At 58.5% G+C, this 16,707-nt stretch carries 15 protein-coding genes and 1 pseudogene; 12 read left to right on the top strand and 4 right to left on the bottom strand.

Translation table 11 applies throughout. The features are described from left to right. Positions 1-43 precede the first annotated feature (43 nt). The 6 genes from BFQ03_RS00745 (at position 44) to BFQ03_RS00720 (ending at position 8,682) form a co-directional block, all read left to right on the top strand. On the top strand, positions 44-1,984 hold the full coding sequence (locus BFQ03_RS00745) for a type VI secretion system Vgr family protein (RefSeq protein WP_065942314.1): 1,941 nt from the start codon (positions 44-46) through the stop codon (positions 1,982-1,984). Positions 1,985-1,999: 15 nt separating this feature from the next. Then, on the top strand, positions 2,000-2,434 hold the full coding sequence (locus BFQ03_RS00740) for a DcrB-related protein (protein ID WP_065942313.1): 435 nt from the start codon (positions 2,000-2,002) through the stop codon (positions 2,432-2,434). A gap of 12 nt (positions 2,435-2,446) precedes the next feature. After that, positions 2,447-6,844 carry an RHS repeat-associated core domain-containing protein gene (locus BFQ03_RS00735; protein ID WP_083204781.1) on the top strand — a complete coding sequence of 1,466 codons (4,398 nt, stop codon included), beginning with the start codon at positions 2,447-2,449 and terminating at the stop codon, positions 6,842-6,844. Between the two features lie 21 nt (positions 6,845-6,865). After that, positions 6,866-7,513, top strand: a complete 648-nt coding sequence (locus BFQ03_RS00730) for a hypothetical protein (RefSeq protein WP_032856754.1) — start codon at positions 6,866-6,868, stop codon at positions 7,511-7,513. 126 nt (positions 7,514-7,639) lie between these two features. Beyond that, positions 7,640-8,326, top strand: coding sequence for a hypothetical protein (locus BFQ03_RS00725; RefSeq protein WP_065942312.1), 687 nt, complete (start codon positions 7,640-7,642; stop codon positions 8,324-8,326). A 41-nt stretch (positions 8,327-8,367) separates the two neighbouring features. Beyond that, complete coding sequence (locus tag BFQ03_RS00720; protein WP_032856750.1) at positions 8,368-8,682, top strand: hypothetical protein; 315 nt, start codon at positions 8,368-8,370, stop codon at positions 8,680-8,682. A 220-nt stretch (positions 8,683-8,902) separates the two neighbouring features. Here the strand turns inward: BFQ03_RS00720 and BFQ03_RS00715 are convergent, their stop codons facing one another. The 3 genes from BFQ03_RS00715 to BFQ03_RS00705 form a co-directional block, all read right to left on the bottom strand. Then, a complete protein-coding gene (locus BFQ03_RS00715; protein ID WP_003213368.1) occupies positions 8,903-9,178 on the bottom strand; it encodes an HU family DNA-binding protein in 276 nt (91 codons plus the stop codon). Between the two features lie 190 nt (positions 9,179-9,368). Continuing rightward, a complete protein-coding gene (locus tag BFQ03_RS00710) occupies positions 9,369-10,517 on the bottom strand; it encodes an NAD(P)/FAD-dependent oxidoreductase (protein WP_032856749.1) in 1,149 nt (382 codons plus the stop codon). Positions 10,518-10,555: 38 nt separating this feature from the next. Continuing rightward, positions 10,556-10,723, bottom strand: a complete 168-nt coding sequence (locus tag BFQ03_RS00705; RefSeq protein WP_032856748.1) for a rubredoxin — start codon at positions 10,721-10,723, stop codon at positions 10,556-10,558. Positions 10,724-10,919: 196 nt separating this feature from the next. On the opposite strand from BFQ03_RS00705, the gene BFQ03_RS00700 reads away from it, so the two are divergent. Together BFQ03_RS00700 and ubiA are read left to right on the top strand one after the other, a co-directional pair. Next, positions 10,920-11,483 carry a chorismate--pyruvate lyase family protein gene (locus BFQ03_RS00700; RefSeq protein WP_032856747.1) on the top strand — a complete coding sequence of 188 codons (564 nt, stop codon included), beginning with the start codon at positions 10,920-10,922 and terminating at the stop codon, positions 11,481-11,483. Next, the gene (ubiA, locus tag BFQ03_RS00695) at positions 11,483-12,373 is read left to right on the top strand and encodes a 4-hydroxybenzoate octaprenyltransferase (protein ID WP_032856746.1); all 891 of its coding nucleotides are present in this window, start codon (positions 11,483-11,485) and stop codon (positions 12,371-12,373) included. The genes BFQ03_RS00700 and ubiA overlap by 1 nt, the downstream gene beginning before the upstream one ends. Positions 12,374-12,404: 31 nt before the next feature. Here ubiA and BFQ03_RS00690 read toward each other — a convergent pair whose 3' ends face one another. Continuing rightward, a complete protein-coding gene (locus BFQ03_RS00690) occupies positions 12,405-12,785 on the bottom strand; it encodes a COG4315 family predicted lipoprotein (RefSeq protein WP_032856744.1) in 381 nt (126 codons plus the stop codon). A 152-nt stretch (positions 12,786-12,937) separates the two neighbouring features. On the opposite strand from BFQ03_RS00690, the gene phoB reads away from it, so the two are divergent. The 4 genes and pseudogenes from phoB to BFQ03_RS30440 all read left to right on the top strand — a co-directional run. Next, a complete protein-coding gene (gene phoB / locus BFQ03_RS00685; protein ID WP_003176964.1) occupies positions 12,938-13,627 on the top strand; it encodes a phosphate regulon transcriptional regulator PhoB in 690 nt (229 codons plus the stop codon). Between the two features lie 81 nt (positions 13,628-13,708). Continuing rightward, positions 13,709-14,995: a phosphate regulon sensor histidine kinase PhoR gene (gene phoR / locus BFQ03_RS00680; RefSeq protein ID WP_229689200.1), complete on the top strand. Its 1,287-nt coding sequence runs from the start codon at positions 13,709-13,711 to the stop codon at positions 14,993-14,995. A 258-nt stretch (positions 14,996-15,253) separates the two neighbouring features. Continuing rightward, positions 15,254-16,594 carry a hemolysin family protein gene (locus BFQ03_RS00675; RefSeq protein ID WP_032856740.1) on the top strand — a complete coding sequence of 447 codons (1,341 nt, stop codon included), beginning with the start codon at positions 15,254-15,256 and terminating at the stop codon, positions 16,592-16,594. A 24-nt stretch (positions 16,595-16,618) separates the two neighbouring features. Then, positions 16,619-16,705: pseudogene (locus BFQ03_RS30440) on the top strand (outer membrane lipoprotein carrier protein LolA); the annotation flags it as partial. Positions 16,706-16,707: the final 2 nt, after the last annotated feature.

Raw genomic sequence — 16,707 nt, 5'->3', positions numbered from 1 at the left:
TGAGTCGGTTTCTTCAGTCATTACGGTATTTACGGGACCACCAATGCTATTCAACCAAGCCTCACGCCTGGCCAAGATCACCAGTCCCCTGGGGCCGGATGTGCTGCTGCTCAATGAAATGGGCGGCGGCGAAGAGCTGGGGCGGCTGTTCTACTACGACCTGCAACTGAACTCGCTGGACGCCAACATCGACCTCAACCAGTTGCTGGGCAAGCCGATGAACGTCAGCCTGCAACTGGCGGACGGCGGCGAGCGGTATTTCCATGGCATTGTCGCGCGCTGCAGCCAGAACATCGACCAGGGCCAGTTCGCCAGTTACCAGGTGACGCTGCGCCCGTGGCTGTGGCTGTTGAGCCGCACCTCCGACTGCCGGATTTTCCAGAACCTGAGCATCCCGCAGATCATCAAGCAGGTGTTCCGCGACCTGGGGTTTTCCGACTTCGAAGACGCCCTGAGCCGGCCGTATCGCGAGTGGGAATACTGCGTGCAGTACCGCGAGACCAGCTTCGATTTCGTCAGCCGCCTGATGGAACAGGAAGGTATCTACTACTTCTTCCGCCACGAACAGGACCGCCATGTGCTGGTGTTGGCCGATGCCTATGGCGCCCACGCCACGGTGCCCGGCTACACCTCAGTGCCTTACTACCCCAAGGACGAACAGCAGCGCGAGCGCGACCATATGCACAACTGGCAATTGGCGCAGCAAGTTCAATCCGGCTCCCTTGAGCTCAACGACTACGATTTCCAGCGCCCCAGCGCGAGCATCGACGTACGCTCGGCCATGCCACGCCCGCACACTGCCGGCGACTACCCGCTGTACGATTACCCCGGCACCTACGTCAAAAGCGAGGACGGCGAACACTACGCACGTACCCGCATCGAAGCCCTGCAAGCCCTGCATGAACAAGTGGAGTTCAGCGGCAATGCACGCGGCCTGGGCGCAGGCCACCTGTTCAGCCTTACCGGCTTCAGTCGACGCGACCAGAACCGCGAATACCTGATCCTCATTGCGCATTACCGCATCACTCAGGAACGCCTGGAGTCCGGCGGCGGCGGCGCGTCGGCGCAGTTCGACAGCAGCCTGACCTGCATCGACGCGCAACAGAGCTTCCGCCCGCAGGCCAACACCCATCGCCCTATCGTCAAAGGCCCGCAGACCGCGCTGGTGGTCGGGCCCAAGGGCGAGGAAATCTGGACCGACCAATATGGCCGGGTGAAAGTGCATTTCTATTGGGACCGCCACGACCAATCCAACGAAAACAGCTCCTGCTGGATTCGCGTGTCGCAATCCTGGGCCGGGAAAAACTGGGGTTCGATGCAGATCCCGCGCATCGGCCAGGAAGTGATTGTCAGCTTCCTCGAAGGCGACCCGGATCGCCCGATCATTACCGGCCGGGTGTACAACGCCGAACAAACGGTGCCCTACGACCTGCCGGAAAACGCCACCCAGAGCGGCATGAAAAGCCGTTCCAGCAAGGGCGGCAGCCCGGCGAACTTCAATGAAATCCGCATGGAGGACAAGAAGGGCCTGGAGCAGTTGTACATCCATGCCGAGCGTAATCAGGACATTGTGGTGGAAGTGGATGAAAGCCACTCGGTGGGGCATGACCGCAACAAGAGCATTGGGCACAACGAGACGGTGACCATTGGCAACAACCGCCTGCGCATCGTCAAACAGGAAGACATCCTTTCCGTTGGCCAGAAGAAGACCGACAGCATCAGCCAGAGCTATGTCATCGAGGTCGGCGAAAACCTGCGCCTGGTCTGCGGTGAAAGCATCCTGGAGCTCAACGCCAGCGGGCAAATCAACCTTACCGGCGTGCAGATCAGCTTCTACGCCAGTGGCGATGCCGAGTTCAACACTGGCGGCGTGCTGCACCTCAACAATGGCGGCGGGCCTGGCGCCACACCGGATGGCCAGGGCATAAAAGCCAGCATCGACGCCAATATCAAAGCCGCGTTCCCCGCGCCCAAAAGCTCCTGACGAGACCTGCCTGCCATGACGTACCGCATCAACGAATTCCAGTTTCAACTGCCCGTCAGTGAGTTGCAGGACGCGACCATCAATATCCTCAAGTTCCCGGCGCTGGGGACTTCACTGATCGTCAGCCGCAGCTTGCTGGCTGAAGGCGAAACCTTGCACAGCAACTTCGACGACCAACTCAAGCGCCTGGAAAAACAAGTACAGGACCTGCGTTGCCTACCCAGCGTGCCGGTGCGCCTGGGGGCCGCCCAGGAGGTCGAAGGGATCGAGCTGCGCAGCCAGTTCAGCAAGGGCAGCGACAAGGTGTTTCAGTATCAACTCGCCCTGGTGTTGCCGGGCACACGCAAGATGCTCGCGCTGAGTTATGTGAAGGCCGACAAACTCGGCGATGCCGAAGCGGCGCACTGGGCGACGATTAAAAACTCGTTGTCGTTTGACGCTGTTTCCTGATGAGCGACCTGCATGTCTGACGCGTTATGGGCCGCCCGCCTGGGCGATGCGATGGAACACACCTCGATGATGGCCGACATTCTCGGCGGAGTGCTGGAGGTGGCGGCTAACATCGCGATTACCGCGCTGGCCACGGCGGCGGTAGTAGCTGCCACCGGGATTACCGTGGTCACGGGCGGGCTGGGTTGCTTTCTCCTGGGCGCGGTCGTCGGCGTGGTCGTGGGCCTTGTGATGAGCAAGAGCGGGGCCGACAAGGGCCTGAGCAATTTATGCGAGGGCATCGGCAACGCGCTGTTTCCGCCCACGGTGCAGGCCAACATCCTCACCGGCTCCCTCGACACGCTCACCAATAACATCCCCGCCGCCCGCGCGGCAGGGGCGGTTGTTTCACATGTCGCACCGGCCGGCACCGAGTTGGAAATGCCGGCGCCGGAAGAAGAAGCCAGCTACCTGGACATGGCCGGCGAGTTCTTCTCACAGATGTGGCGCCCCACCGTCGCTTCGCCTGCACCAGGCACGGAGACCAAACCGGAAGACCTGGTGCTTTGCATGAAGCACCCTCCGATGCCACCGCAATTCATGGCCGAAGGCTCGGACAAGGTAACCATCAACGGCCAGCCTGCCGTACGTAGCGGTGACCGCAGCACCTGCGATGCGAAGGTGGTGTCCTCCGGGCTGATCTCCTCCAACGTCACCATTGGCGGCGGTTCGGTGGTGGTGCGCGAGATTCGTAGCGGCAAGACCCCAGGCGTCGGGCTGGCCGTCACGGCGCTGCTGATGCTCAAAGGTGGCAAGGGCAAGTTTTTCAGCAAACTACCCTGCATGCTGGTGGGCGGGGCCGCGTCGATGGCCGTCAGCAGCGCCATGGGCGCAGCGGCCAACGCGGCCATGGGTTCCTCGAACCCGGTGCATGCGGCAACCGGCGCCAAGGTGCTGGGCGATGACCAGGAACTGGATTTCGTCCTGCCCGGCCTGTTTCCGCTCGATTGGCAGCGCGTCTACAACAGTCGCGACGAACGCCGTGGCAATCTGTTCGGCGCTGGCTGGAGTGTGCCGTATGAGGTGTGCGTCGAGATCCAACCCCATCCCGAAGGCGGCGAAACGCTTGTCTACACCGATGAACAGGGCCGGCCTATCGACATGGGTTCCATCCCGTTGGGCGGCGCGGTGTTCAGCGCCGGTGAAGGGCTTGCCGTACGGCGCAACCGCAACGGCCAATTGTTGATTGAAAGCGACGACGGCACGTACCGCTTGTTTGAACCCACCCCCGCAACCCCGTCGCTGCTGCGCCCGAGCCAACTGGGTGACCGCAACGACAACCGCATCTACCTTGATTATGACGACGCAGGACGCCTGGTGCGGCTGCGCGACACGTTTGATCTGGTGCAGGTCGAACTGATCCGCGACCCGGCCCACGTGACCTGCATCGAGCGCGTGTACCCCGATCAACGCCGAGAAGTGCTCGCAAGCTACGGTTACGACGCCATCGGCAGCCTGACCGAGGTGCGCGATGCCAGCGGCCAGGTGCAGCGGCGCTTTGCCTACGACAGCGGGCAACGCATGGTGGAACACCAGTTGCCCAGCGGCTTGCACTGCTTTTATGAGTGGGCCTTGATTGATGGCCTGGAATGGCGCGTGGTCAAGCATTGGACCAACGAAGGCGACGCTTACCAGTTCGACTATGACGTGCAGGCCGGCACCACACGTATTACCGACAGTTTGCAGCGTGTCAGCATCCGCCACTGGAACAGCCAGCACCAGATCACTCACTACAGCGACAACCTCGGCCAGACCTGGCTGTTCGAATGGAACGACGAGCGCCAATTGCTCAACGCCACCGACCCACAGGGTGGCCGATATGAATACAGCTACGACGAGGCCGGCAACCTCATCGGCGAAACCGACCCCCTGGGGCGCAGCGACTCGACGTTGTGGCTGGAACACTGGGCGCTGCCGCTGGTGCAAACCGACGCTGCCGGCAACAGTTGGCGCTACCGCTATGATCAACGCGGCAACTGCACCGTCGCCATCGACCCGCTGGGCCATGTCACCCGCTACCGCTATGACGCCCATGGCCAGGTCGTCGAGATTATCGACGCCACGGGCAAAAGCAAAAAACTGCGCTGGAACCCGTTCGGGCAACTGGTCGAACACACCGATTGCTCGGGTTACCCGACGCGGTTCGGCTATAACGAGCAGGGTTTTTTGCAGGTCATCACCGATGCCCTCGGCGAACGGACCCAGTTCCACTATGACGCCCTGGGGCGCTTGCTCAGCAGCCAATTACCCGACGGGCGTAGCGAGCAGTACCAGCGTGATATCAGCGGCCAACTGACGGCTTACACCGATCCGGCCGGCCACACCACGTGCTATCAACACAACCGTCGCGGCCAGGTCCGTCAGCGCACCGATGCCCATGGTCGGCAAGTGCAATTCAGCTATGACAGCTTTGGTCGGCTGCAAGCGCTGATCAACGAGAACGGGGAACGTTATCGGTTTGCCTGGGATGATGGGGATCGGTTGACGGAGCAGCAAGACCTGGACGGCAGCGCCAAGCGTTACAGCTACGACCGCCTGGACAACGTCACCACTGTGACCGCCCTTGCGGCGCCTTATGGCACGGGCCTGGCCGTGGTCCCCGAGACACCGCCCGCCCCTATCGTGCATCGACTGGAGCGCGATGCCATTGGCCGCTTGATTGCCAAAACCACTGACGATGGCCGCACGGACTACACCTACGATCCATTGGACCAGCTTACGGACGTGTCCTTCACCGACCTGCAGGGCAATGCCCAAGCTTTGAGCTTTGCCTATGACGCGGTTGGCCAATTGCTCGCCGAGCGCAGTTCGGCCGGCGAGTTGCAACACCACTACGACGAACTCGGCAACCTGATCCAGACCCAACTGCCCGACGGCCGCTGGCTCAATCGCTTGTATTACGGCAGTGGCCATCTGCATCAGATCAACCTCGACGGCCAGGTCATCAGCGACTTCGAGCGTGACCGCCTGCACCGCGAAGTGCTGCGCACCCAAGGCCAGATCAGCACCCGCAGCGAGTACGACCGCAGCGGCCGCCTGCGCGCCCGCCAACGCCGTCACACCAGCCAGCCGGCGTTGATGCCGGCGGCGGTGCAAAAGCACTTTGAATACGACCCCGCCGACAACCTGATCGGCAAACTCGATCAACAACCCAGCGCGCAACATCGCCAACTCCTGCACTACGACGCCACCGGCCGCATTATCGCAAGCCAGGACAGCCTGCATGGCCAGCGCGAAACCTTCGCCTACGACGCGGCGGCAAACCTGCTGGACGGCCCACAGTCCGGGGCCGGGCTGGTGGTACACAACAAACTGCTGACCTATCAGGACAAACGCTACCGCTACGATGCCTTTGGCCGAATGATCGAAAAACGCAGCGGCGCTCGTGGCGTACAACACTTTGCGTACGACGCCGAAAGCCGACTGATCGAAGTGCGCAATGAAGGCGGCAGCGTGGTGCGGATGGCCTACGACCCACTGGGCCGACGCATCGGCAAGACCGAACACGGCAGCAATGGCTATCCGCTAAGCGAAACCCAATTCATGTGGGACGGCTTGCGTCTATTGCAGGAGCATAAACACAGCCAAACCAGCCTTTACGTCTATGAAGACGAAGGCTACCAACCCCTGGCCCGCGTTGACGGCATCGGGGCGCTGCAAAAAATTCGTTATTACCACAACGATCTCAACGGCTTGCCGGAACAGGTCACCGAGGCTGACGGACACACCCTGTGGCAGGCAACATATCGGGTGTGGGGCAATACAGTGGAAGAGGTGCGGGAACCGTACTTCATTGAAGAGCAGAACCTGCGGTTTCAGGGGCAGTACCTGGACCGGGAGACGGGGCTGCATTTTAATACGTTCAGGTTTTATGATCCGGATGTGGGAAGGTTTACGACGCCGGATCCGATTGGGTTGGCGGGTGGGATCAATACTTACACCTACGCCGATAATCCTTTTGGCTGGGTCGATCCATTAGGACTCACTCCCTGCGGTGGCAGCGGAAAAGTCCACGGCAACAGCCATGCAAGCAAAAACCCTAACCATGTCTATGTCATCGTTGATACGAAAACCGGGCGAATGATGAAGCCTGGCATCAGCGGACGTCCGCTGAACAAAAATGGCACTTCTCCCCGCGCAAACCAACAGGTCAACGCGCTTAACAAGCCTCAAGCTGGGCGTTATAAGGCAGTGATAGTAGAGAAAAATAAAACTCGACTTCAAGCCAAGGCTACCGAGCAAAAAATTACAGATAAACATGCAGCAAGAAACAACGGGAATATGCCTTCACCGATTCACAAAAATCCTTTGCCACAGGTTGACACGAGAGATGGCTACCTTAAATTATACGGCACGCCTGATAACCGCTAGTTTTTCCAAGCGAGTATAGCAATGAGTCTGAAGATACTTACTCTACAAGAAAGTGACGAAGCCGCTCTAACAATGGGCATTCGCATCCGTCATTTAAGCCACCACATCACCCAGATATTCATGGAGTTTCTGCCTAAAATTGATATAAATGGCAGCAGTAAAATAGTTGTTTCACTAGGTCCACGTGGCGATGAGGACTTGTTCGACAACGTACTAGGGTCAACAAATATTTTTGTAGAAAGCTTTGACTTCAAGAATTTTCTATCTTTGAGCCGTCTCAGCCAAGATATAGAGTTGTTGGAAGAGTTACGTCGCGCGCTAATTGTAATCGCCACAACAAAAGAAAGTAACGATGTGATCGTAGAACTAATAAATCAAACTGCTGAAAAAGTCTTAATAACTAATTTTCAACTGGAGAGCTCAATTAAAAAACTTTCAAAAACAAGCAAAAACAAAAAGCACAAAATCAATGTTTTTAGAGTTCTTAATGCAGAGGTAGGTGAAAGTTGGTATTGCCAAGATCAGCTCTTTCCAGAAAATAAAATCTGGATGCATGAGCCTCCTGGTTTTATTGACCGAACTGATCTTTTCAAAACTGCTGAGTTCGGTGAAAACAGTTACCTAATCAAAAACAGGCTAGGTAAAATCGTTTTTGAACTTCCGTTCTAAAAAGCAAAATAAACAAAAGGGCACAGATATATTTAATAGGCTTTTTAATAAAACTAAATCTGTTCCCTTTACCTTGTATGGGGAACTCTAAAAGGGGTTAAAACAAAATCCGAATTCGAGCAAGGTTTGAAGACACTCATCCTTGAACTCAGCGGCGGAAAAACTTTCCCGCTGGCCAAATGGGGGACCGCTATGAAAGTCCTTTTACTCAAATTGCCAAATGAATACAACGACAAATACCCTGAACTAATATCATTGGCAGAACATACACACAAAACCAAAAAATGGGATATGGGAGTCATGCCCTCATATAATCCGGCACCGTACACCTGCGAATTACAAGGGTGTAAACCCGGGTGCTTACTTAAAAATTCGGAGCCGGCTAAAGACAGGCAGTGCTACTTCTTAGACGGAAACGACAACTTTATAGCCGAAATACAATACGCCAAATATGTAAAACTTAAAAGCCAATGGATTGTATACAGGAGATTTTTTATTAACGAACCGAACCGCATTATAGAACTGGCATTCGGCAGCAACTTTGAAGACAGCACAGATGCCAATCTTGACTCAGCTTCTATTACTACGCTTACAAGCTTTCATCCAACAGCGCGCTATAGCTTACTCAATACAGGCGAGTACGTCGAAACGCTCTATAAATACGATACCGACACAATATCTTCAATCACTGAAAACATATGGCGAGAAACCTTCACAACGAGACACTATAAAATAAAGAACACGAATGATGACTTGACGATTCTTGAAATACTTCCGGATAATATAAAAACCCCAGTATATCCAGAAAGCTAAACTAACTATGCCTGCCTTTCCGTCCTGACATGGAAATTTTTATGCCTCTTGACTTTATGGCAGCAGAAAATCAAAAAGACGTTAATGAGAACACTCCGATTTTTTGCTTGAGTGAATCTATCCATGGCGTTCTTATGGACGCATCAGCACCAAGAAAAGATTTCCCAAAGACGCATAAATTTTCTGTTTATTACGCCGACACAAGTATTTTGTTCGGCGAAATTCTACCTTTAGTGACTGAAATCGAAAAAGCGATAAAATCAAAAAACTTAAATTCCAGCGAATTAAAAGACCTAGTCAAGTTTCTTCAAAGTGCCTATAGCAAAAAACTAAATATTTTTATTTATTGCGACTAACCCTATCACTGGTATTTGTTTGCGCGTCATTTGAAGAGCTCATGACTGAACTCACAAACGGATATTAGCGTTGTACTTGCCCTAGTAAACAGGACCGCACAACGCCTGCTGACGCGGTTCAACAGAGCCTGATGATACACCCCAACAAAAATGGGCACCCGACCCAGTCGGCGTGCCCATTTTTCATACCACCCCGCCTCCCTTCGAGACGGTGCCGCGCTTACGGGTTGACGCTGTCTTTGAGCGACTTGCCCGGTTTGAACGCTACGGTGTTGCTCGCCTTGATTTTCACCGGCTCGCCGGTTTGCGGGTTTTTGCCGGTGCGGGCGCCACGGTGGCGTTGCAGGAAGGTGCCGAAACCAACCAGGGTGACGCTGTCCTTGCGGTGCAGGGCGCCGGTGATTTCTTCAAGTACGGCGTTGAGGACGCGGTTGGCCTGTTCTTTGGTCAGGTCTGCTTTTTCTGCAATGGCGGCTGCGAGTTCTGGTTTACGCATAGGTGAAGCCTCTTTGACGGTTTTTTGTTGTTATGTCCGTGCTGCTCTCTGCTGGAGCAGCGCCAAGGCGCCGCAGGCTCTACTCTGCGGCAGACGGGAGTGAGGATGGCATGCCATTGGTGCCTGCGCCAGTCTCACGGCGACCTTTCTAGGGGGAAAAAGGTGGTTATTCCGACAGAACGACCAGCATTTACGCCAGCAGTGGCGGAAGTTCCTTATTCAGGGCCAGTTTTTCCATGACCGCCGTGCCGGTCAGGGCATAGCCCAGCAGGCGCCCGGAGGAATCGCGGCACAAAGCCTTGATGTCACCACCCTGCCCTTCGACGCTCCACACGCCTTCAGTGCCCCGTGGCGGTGGCGAGACCACCAGCGGGCAGGCCGGGGTTTTCACTGTGACCGGCATCGGCCCGTAGTTGACCGCCGTGGCGTTGCCCGCCAGGGTCTGGGCCAGGGCGCGGGCGCAGCTCATCAGGGGCATGACGTACAGCAGGTTCAGGCCATCGACCTCGGCGCAGTCGCCCAGGGCGTAGATATTGGCGTGGGAGGTCTTGAGGTGGCGGTCGACCATGATCCCACGGTTGATTTGCAGGCCAGCCGCAGCCGCCAGGTCCACCCGGGGGCGCAGGCCGATGGCGGAGACCACCAGGTCGCATTCGATCACCGTGCCATCGGACAGATGGGCTTCCAGGCCGTCAGCCGTGCGTTGCAGGCGGTTGAGCACCGGCCCCAGGTGGAAGCGCGCACCGAGGCCTTCGAGCCCGGCCTGCACCGCTGCAGCCGCAGCCGGGTGCAGCAGGGTCGGCATGACTTGCTCGCACGGTGCCACCAAGTCGATTGCATAGCCGCCGAGGATCAGGTCGTTGGCAAATTCACAGCCGATCAGGCCCGCGCCCAACAGCAGCACGCGGCGCTTGCCGGCGGCGGCGTGGCGAAAGCGTGCGTAGTCTTCCAGGTCGTTGATCGGGAAAATCAGTTCAGCGGCATCGCCCTCGACCGGTACCTGCACGGTCTGGGCGCCCCAGGCCAGGATCAGGTCGCGGTAGGCCACCGCCTCCTCGCCGATCCACAGGCGCTTGTGCCCAGGGTCGATCCCGCTGATTCGCGTATGGGTGCGCACTTCGGCCTTCAGTTGCTCGGCCATGGTGCCCGGGGTCGCCATGCTCAGGCCATCAGCATCCTTGTTTTTGCCAAAACCGGTGGAGAGCATGGGTTTGGAGTAGGAACGCCCGTCATCTGCAGTGATCAGCAACAGCGGGGTTTCGCTGTCGAGCTTACGAAACTCCCGAGCCAGGTTGTAACCGGCCAAGCCCGTACCGATGATCACGACAGGTGCGCTCATTCCTTTCTCCTTGTAGTTCGTTTCTTAAATTCAGCGAATCAACCGATTTCGATCATTTCGAAATCCATTTTGCCGACGCCGCAGTCCGGGCACAGCCAGTCTTCAGGGACGTCCTGCCACAGGGTGCCTGGGGCGATCCCATCATCCGGCCAACCGTCTGCTTCGTTGTAGATCAGGCCGCAGACTACACATTGCCACTTCTTCATTACTTGCTTCCTCAGGGTCCAGGCTTACTGGCCGACAGTCGATAGATCCAGCATTGCCGTCCGGCTCAGGGCGTTTTGTACTGATCGGGGCGCCCAGATGCAAGCACGTTCGGCCCAATGTCCCGGCGCAGCCCGGCAAAAATTCGGGTGAGCATGGTAAGCTCGGCGCCTCATTAACTGCCAATAATGACTCCCCGTGCCGCATTCGATTGCCGTTCCCGATGCCTGCCAATGGCTGAACCAGAGCCTTCTGCACCCTCTGCCCGCACCCCTTGCCCTCGACTGGCTGTTCGATGAGGGCTCGCTGACTCGCCGCCTGACGCACCTGTCCAACGATGGCTTCAGTGTCACGCCACTGTTCGAAGGCTGGCAGCCCCTGCGAGACGACGAATGCGCCGCCCTCGACCTGCCAGCGGCCAGTATTGGCTGGGTGCGCGAGGTGTATTTGCGCGGTCACGGCCAGGCCTGGGTGTTCGCCCGCAGCGTGGCGGCCCGTAGTGCCTTGCAGGGCGACGGCCTGCATATGGATGAGTTGGGCAGTCGCTCGTTGGGTGAACTGCTGTTTTGTGACCAGGCCTTCGCCCGCCAGGCTATCGAGGTTTGCCACTACCCACGTGCCTGGCTGCCGACGGCAGATCAGACCAACGGTTTGTGGGCCCGGCGCTCGCGCTTTGATCGCGGCGCGTTGAGCGTGTTGGTGGCGGAAGTCTTCCTGCCAAGCCTGTGGCAAGCGGTGCACGAATCTGCGGAGAATTGCTGATGTACCAGCGCCTGCTCCAATCTTTGAACCGCCTGAACCCTCGGGCCTGGGACTTCGTTCAACTGACGCGCATGGACAAGCCCATCGGCATCTACCTGCTGCTGTGGCCCACCCTGTGGGCGCTGTGGATCGCCGGCAAGGGTTCGCCGTCGCTGAGCAATATCGTGATTTTTGTCCTCGGCGTGACACTGACCCGGGCCGCCGGTTGTGTGATCAATGACTGGGCTGACCGCAAGGTCGACGGCCACGTGAAGCGCACGGCGCAACGTCCGTTGGCGAGCGGCAAGATCAGTTCCAAGGAAGCGCTGGTGTTCTTTGCAGTGCTGATGAGCATCAGCTTCCTGCTGGTGCTGCTGACCAACGCCGCGACCATCTGGCTGTCGCTGGGCGGTCTGGCCCTGGCTGTCAGCTACCCGTTCATGAAGCGCTACACCTATTACCCGCAAGTGGTGCTGGGCGCGGCGTTTTCCTGGGGCATGCCCATGGCGTTCACCGCCGAGACCGGCAGCCTGCCGGCCATTGCGTGGTTGCTGTACATCGCCAATCTGCTGTGGACGGTGGCCTACGACACGTATTACGCGATGACCGACCGCGATGACGATTTGAAAATCGGCGTCAAATCCACCGCCATTCTGTTTGGCGATGCCGACCGCATCATCATCCTCACCTTGCAGGGGCTGGCGCTAGTTTGCCTGCTGCTGGCAGGCTCGCGCTTTGAGCTGGGAGGCTGGTTCCACCTGGGCCTGCTGGCAGCGGCGGGGTGTTTTGCCTGGGAGTTCTGGTACACCCGGGATCGGGACCGGATGAAGTGCTTCAAGGCGTTCTTGCACAACCATTGGGCGGGACTGGCGATTTTTCTCGGGATTGTGGCGGACTACGCCTTTCGATAAGGAGCCGGCTTGCCGGCTCCTACAAGGAAGGTCAGGGCTTGGCGATCTTCCAGGCGCCCTCCATTTTGCCGTCGCCGGTCGCATCGCCAGCCTTCTTGTCGGCAATGAAGGTGTACAACGGCTTGCCGTCGTAAGCCCATTGGCTGGTGTTGTCGTCACGGGTGATGACGGTCCATTCGCCCATCGACTTATCGGTGGACTCGGCCTTCAACGGCGGCCAGTTGGTCGCGCACTTGTCATTGCACATGGATTTGCCGCCAGCATCCTTGGCGAAGGTATAGAGCGTCATGCCCTTGTGATCTACCAACATCCCGTCTTTAGTCATGGCTGGCTCTGCCGCAAATGCCAGTGTCGGCAGCGTCAGCACCGCCGTGACCAGCAGGGCTTTCCAGGAAAAAGTACGTTGAGTCATCGGAACCTTCCTTTTGCGGTTGTCAGGATTCGGACTCAAAGCGTAGTTCAGGACCAGTCCGATTGCGCAGGCCAGTAAAATACTGTCACACGACTGCAATAATTCCGTTATCTAATGCGGCGCAAGACAGTTAAATGACAAGAGGACTTAGCATGGTTGGCAGGAGCATTCTGATCGTTGACGACGAAGCGCCCATTCGCGAAATGATCGCCGTTGCGTTGGAAATGGCCGGCTATGACTGCCTGGAGGCAGAGAACTCCCAGCAGGCCCACGCCATTATCGTCGACCGCAAGCCGGACCTGATCCTGCTGGACTGGATGCTGCCCGGCACCTCCGGCATCGAATTGGCCCGGCGTCTCAAGCGCGATGAGCTGACCGGGGATATCCCGATCATCATGCTCACCGCCAAGGGCGAAGAGGACAACAAGATCCAGGGCCTGGAAGTCGGTGCCGATGACTACATCACCAAGCCATTTTCCCCACGGGAATTGGTCGCACGTCTGAAGGCCGTACTGCGCCGCGCCGGTCCGACCGATGGCGAGGCGCCGATTGAAGTCGGCGGCCTGCTGCTGGACCCGATCAGCCACCGCGTAACCATCGATGGCAAGCCGGCCGAGATGGGCCCCACCGAATACCGCCTGTTGCAGTTCTTCATGACCCACCAGGAACGCGCCTATACCCGTGGGCAATTGCTCGACCAGGTGTGGGGCGGCAACGTGTATGTCGAGGAGCGCACCGTTGACGTGCATATCCGCCGCCTGCGCAAAGCCTTGGGCGATGCCTACGAGAATCTGGTACAAACCGTGCGCGGTACCGGTTATAGGTTTTCAACCAAAGGCTGAGCCAGCCCTATCCAGACTTAACAGCCGACAAGGACGCATGTTCAAGTGAATCAAAACTGGCATGGCACCCTGATCCGCCACATGCTCCTGCTGGTCACCGGCTGCCTGTTGGTCGGCCTTATCAGCGGCTACTACGGCTGGAGCCTGGCCATCGGCCTGGGCCTCTACCTGGGCTGGACCCTCAAGCAATTGCTGCGCCTGCACGAGTGGCTGCGCCAGCACAAACCCGATGAGGCACCACCCGACGGCTACGGCCTGTGGGGTGAGGTGTTCGACAGCATCTACCACCTGCAACGCCGCGACCAACGGGTACGTGGCCGCCTGCAAGCGGTGATCGACCGGGTCCAGGAGTCGACCGCCGCGCTCAAGGACGCGGTGATCATGCTCGACAGCGACGGCAACCTGGAATGGTGGAACCGCGCCGCCGAGACTCTGCTGGGCCTCAAGACGCCCCAGGACAGCGGCCAGCCGGTGACCAACCTGGTGCGCCACCCGCGCTTCAAGGAATACTTCGAACAGGATAACTACGAAGAAGCCCTGGAAATCCCGTCGCCCACCAACGACCGGGTGCGTATCCAGCTGTACCTCACGCGCTACGGCAACAACGAACACTTGATGCTGGTGCGCGACGTGACCCGTATCCATCAGCTGGAACAGATGCGCAAGGATTTCGTCGCCAACGTCTCCCATGAGCTGCGTACCCCGCTGACGGTGATCTGCGGCTACCTGGAGACGCTGCTGGACAACGTCGAAGAGGTCAACCCGCGCTGGAGCCGTGCCTTGCAGCAAATGCAGCAACAAGGCTCGCGCATGCAGACTCTGCTCAACGACCTACTGCTGCTGGCCAAGCTGGAAGCCACCGACTACCCCTCGGACAACCATCCCGTGGCCGTACAGAGCCTGCTGCAGACCATCAAGAACGATGCCCAGGCCCTGTCCGGCGAACGCGGCCAGTACATCACCCTGGAGGCCGACCCGTCGGTGCTGCTCAAAGGCAGCGAGGGCGAGTTGCGCAGCGCCTTTTCCAACCTGGTGTTCAACGCCGTGAAATACACCCAGGACACAGGCACGATCCGCATCCGCTGGTGGGCCGATCAGCACGGCGCGCACCTGAGCGTGCAGGATTCGGGGATCGGTATCGACAGCAAGCATTTGCCACGCCTGACCGAGCGCTTCTACCGTGTCGACTCCAGCCGCAACTCCAACACCGGCGGCACCGGGCTGGGCCTGGCGATCGTCAAGCATGTGCTGTTGCGCCATCGGGCCCGCCTGGAAATCAGCAGCGTACTGGGCCACGGCAGTACCTTTACCTGCCACTTTGCGCCAGCACAGGTCAGCCGCTCGCCGGCAATCGCGGCGAAGGATTAATCTGAAAATCCCCTCCATCCCATGTAGGAGCTGGCTTGCCGGCGATAGCATCACCTCGGTGCTTCTGTAAGACCGAGGCGTCTGCATCGCAGGCAAGCCAGCTCCCACATAAGCCCTATGCAGCATGCATTCGCGCGCCCACCCGGCAGCCGCCACTAGGCAAGCGCTCCTTCAGCCGCTACATTGCCTGACTTGTGCCCGCCCTTGAGGCACAGCCATCACCCCTTTTTGAACACACGGAACTCGCAAAACCCCATCATGGACCCTTCCCCTGGTATCACCCTCGCGACACTCTTCGCCGATTTCGGCATGATTCTTTTTGCACTGATCCTGGTACTGCTCAACGGTTTCTTCGTTGCGGCGGAATTTGCTATGGTCAAACTGCGCGCCACCCGGGTCGAGGCAATCGCCCATACCAATGGCTGGCGCGGGCAGATCCTGCGCACCGTACACAGCCAGCTCGACGCTTACCTGTCGGCCTGCCAACTGGGTATCACCCTGGCGTCCCTGGGCCTGGGCTGGGTCGGCGAGCCGGCTTTCGCGCACATCCTGGAGCCGCTGCTGGGCGCGATGGGCGTCGAATCGCCTGAAGTGATCAAGGGCGTGTCGTTCTTTGCCGCCTTCTTTGTGATTTCGTACCTGCACATCGTGGTCGGTGAGCTGGCCCCCAAGTCCTGGGCCATTCGCAAGCCCGAGTTGCTGTCGCTGTGGACCGCCGTGCCGCTGTACCTGTTCTACTGGGCGATGTACCCGGCGATCTACCTGCTCAACGCCAGCGCCAACGCGATCCTGCGTATTGCCGGCCAAGGCGAGCCAGGCCCGCACCACGAGCACCATTACAGCCGTGAAGAACTCAAGCTGATCCTGCACTCCAGCCGCGGCCAGGACCCGAGCGACCAGGGCATGCGTGTACTGGCCTCGGCCGTGGAAATGGGCGAGCTGGAAGTAGTGGATTGGGCCAACTCCCGAGAAGACCTGGTGACGCTGGACTTCAACGCGCCACTCAAGGAAATCCTCGCGCTGTTCCGCCGCCACAAATTCAGTCGCTATCCGGTGTACGACGCCGTGCGCGGTGAGTTTGTCGGCCTGCTGCACATCAAGGACCTGCTGCTGGAACTGGCGGCCCTGGACCATATTCCCGAGTCGTTCAACCTGGCCGAGCTGACCCGCCCGCTGGAGCGCGTTTCGCGGCACATGCCGCTATCGCAACTGCTGGAGCAATTTCGCAAGGGCGGCGCGCACTTTGCGCTGGTTGAAGAAGCCGACGGCAACATCATCGGCTACCTGACCATGGAAGACGTGCTCGAAGTGCTGGTGGGCGATATCCAGGACGAACACCGCAAGGCCGAACGCGGCATCCTCGCCTATCAGCCGGGCAAGCTGTTGGTACGTGGCGATACGCCGCTGTTCAAGATCGAACGCCTGCTGGGTATCGACCTGGATCACATCGAAGCCGAAACCCTCGCTGGCTTGATCTACGAAACCCTGAACCGGGTGCCGGAAGAGGAAGAAGTGCTGGAAGTGGAAGGCCTGCGGATCATCATCAAGAAGATGAAAGGCCCGAAAATCGTGCTGGCCAAGGTCTTGATGCTCGACTAGGGCACACCCCCTGTAGGAGCGAGCTTGCTCGCGAAGGACGTTAACGATAACGCTGGGATCCTGACACCCGGCAGCGCCCTCAGGTTTTTCGCGAGCAAGCTCGCTCCTACAAA

The sequence above is a fragment of the Pseudomonas sp. 25 R 14 genome, assembly GCF_900004755.1.
Classification (GTDB): Bacteria; Pseudomonadota; Gammaproteobacteria; order Pseudomonadales; family Pseudomonadaceae; genus Aquipseudomonas; species Aquipseudomonas brenneri.
This window is presented reverse-complemented; position numbering and strand designations above follow the sequence as displayed.

Coding starts and splice junctions, on each gene's coding strand:
- BFQ03_RS00745 (WP_065942314.1), top strand. CDS start 44: ATGCTATTCAACCAAGCCTCACGCCTGGCCAAGATCACCAGTCCCCTG.
- BFQ03_RS00740 (WP_065942313.1), top strand. CDS start 2,000: ATGACGTACCGCATCAACGAATTCCAGTTTCAACTGCCCGTCAGTGAG.
- BFQ03_RS00735 (WP_083204781.1), top strand. CDS start 2,447: ATGTCTGACGCGTTATGGGCCGCCCGCCTGGGCGATGCGATGGAACAC.
- BFQ03_RS00730 (WP_032856754.1), top strand. CDS start 6,866: ATGAGTCTGAAGATACTTACTCTACAAGAAAGTGACGAAGCCGCTCTA.
- BFQ03_RS00720 (WP_032856750.1), top strand. CDS start 8,368: ATGCCTCTTGACTTTATGGCAGCAGAAAATCAAAAAGACGTTAATGAG.
- BFQ03_RS00715 (WP_003213368.1), bottom strand. CDS start 9,178: ATGCGTAAACCAGAACTCGCAGCCGCCATTGCAGAAAAAGCAGACCTG.
- BFQ03_RS00710 (WP_032856749.1), bottom strand. CDS start 10,517: ATGAGCGCACCTGTCGTGATCATCGGTACGGGCTTGGCCGGTTACAAC.
- BFQ03_RS00705 (WP_032856748.1), bottom strand. CDS start 10,723: ATGAAGAAGTGGCAATGTGTAGTCTGCGGCCTGATCTACAACGAAGCA.
- ubiA (WP_032856746.1), top strand. CDS start 11,483: ATGTACCAGCGCCTGCTCCAATCTTTGAACCGCCTGAACCCTCGGGCC.
- BFQ03_RS00690 (WP_032856744.1), bottom strand. CDS start 12,785: ATGACTCAACGTACTTTTTCCTGGAAAGCCCTGCTGGTCACGGCGGTG.
- phoB (WP_003176964.1), top strand. CDS start 12,938: ATGGTTGGCAGGAGCATTCTGATCGTTGACGACGAAGCGCCCATTCGC.
- phoR (WP_229689200.1), top strand. CDS start 13,709: ATGCTCCTGCTGGTCACCGGCTGCCTGTTGGTCGGCCTTATCAGCGGC.
- BFQ03_RS00675 (WP_032856740.1), top strand. CDS start 15,254: ATGGACCCTTCCCCTGGTATCACCCTCGCGACACTCTTCGCCGATTTC.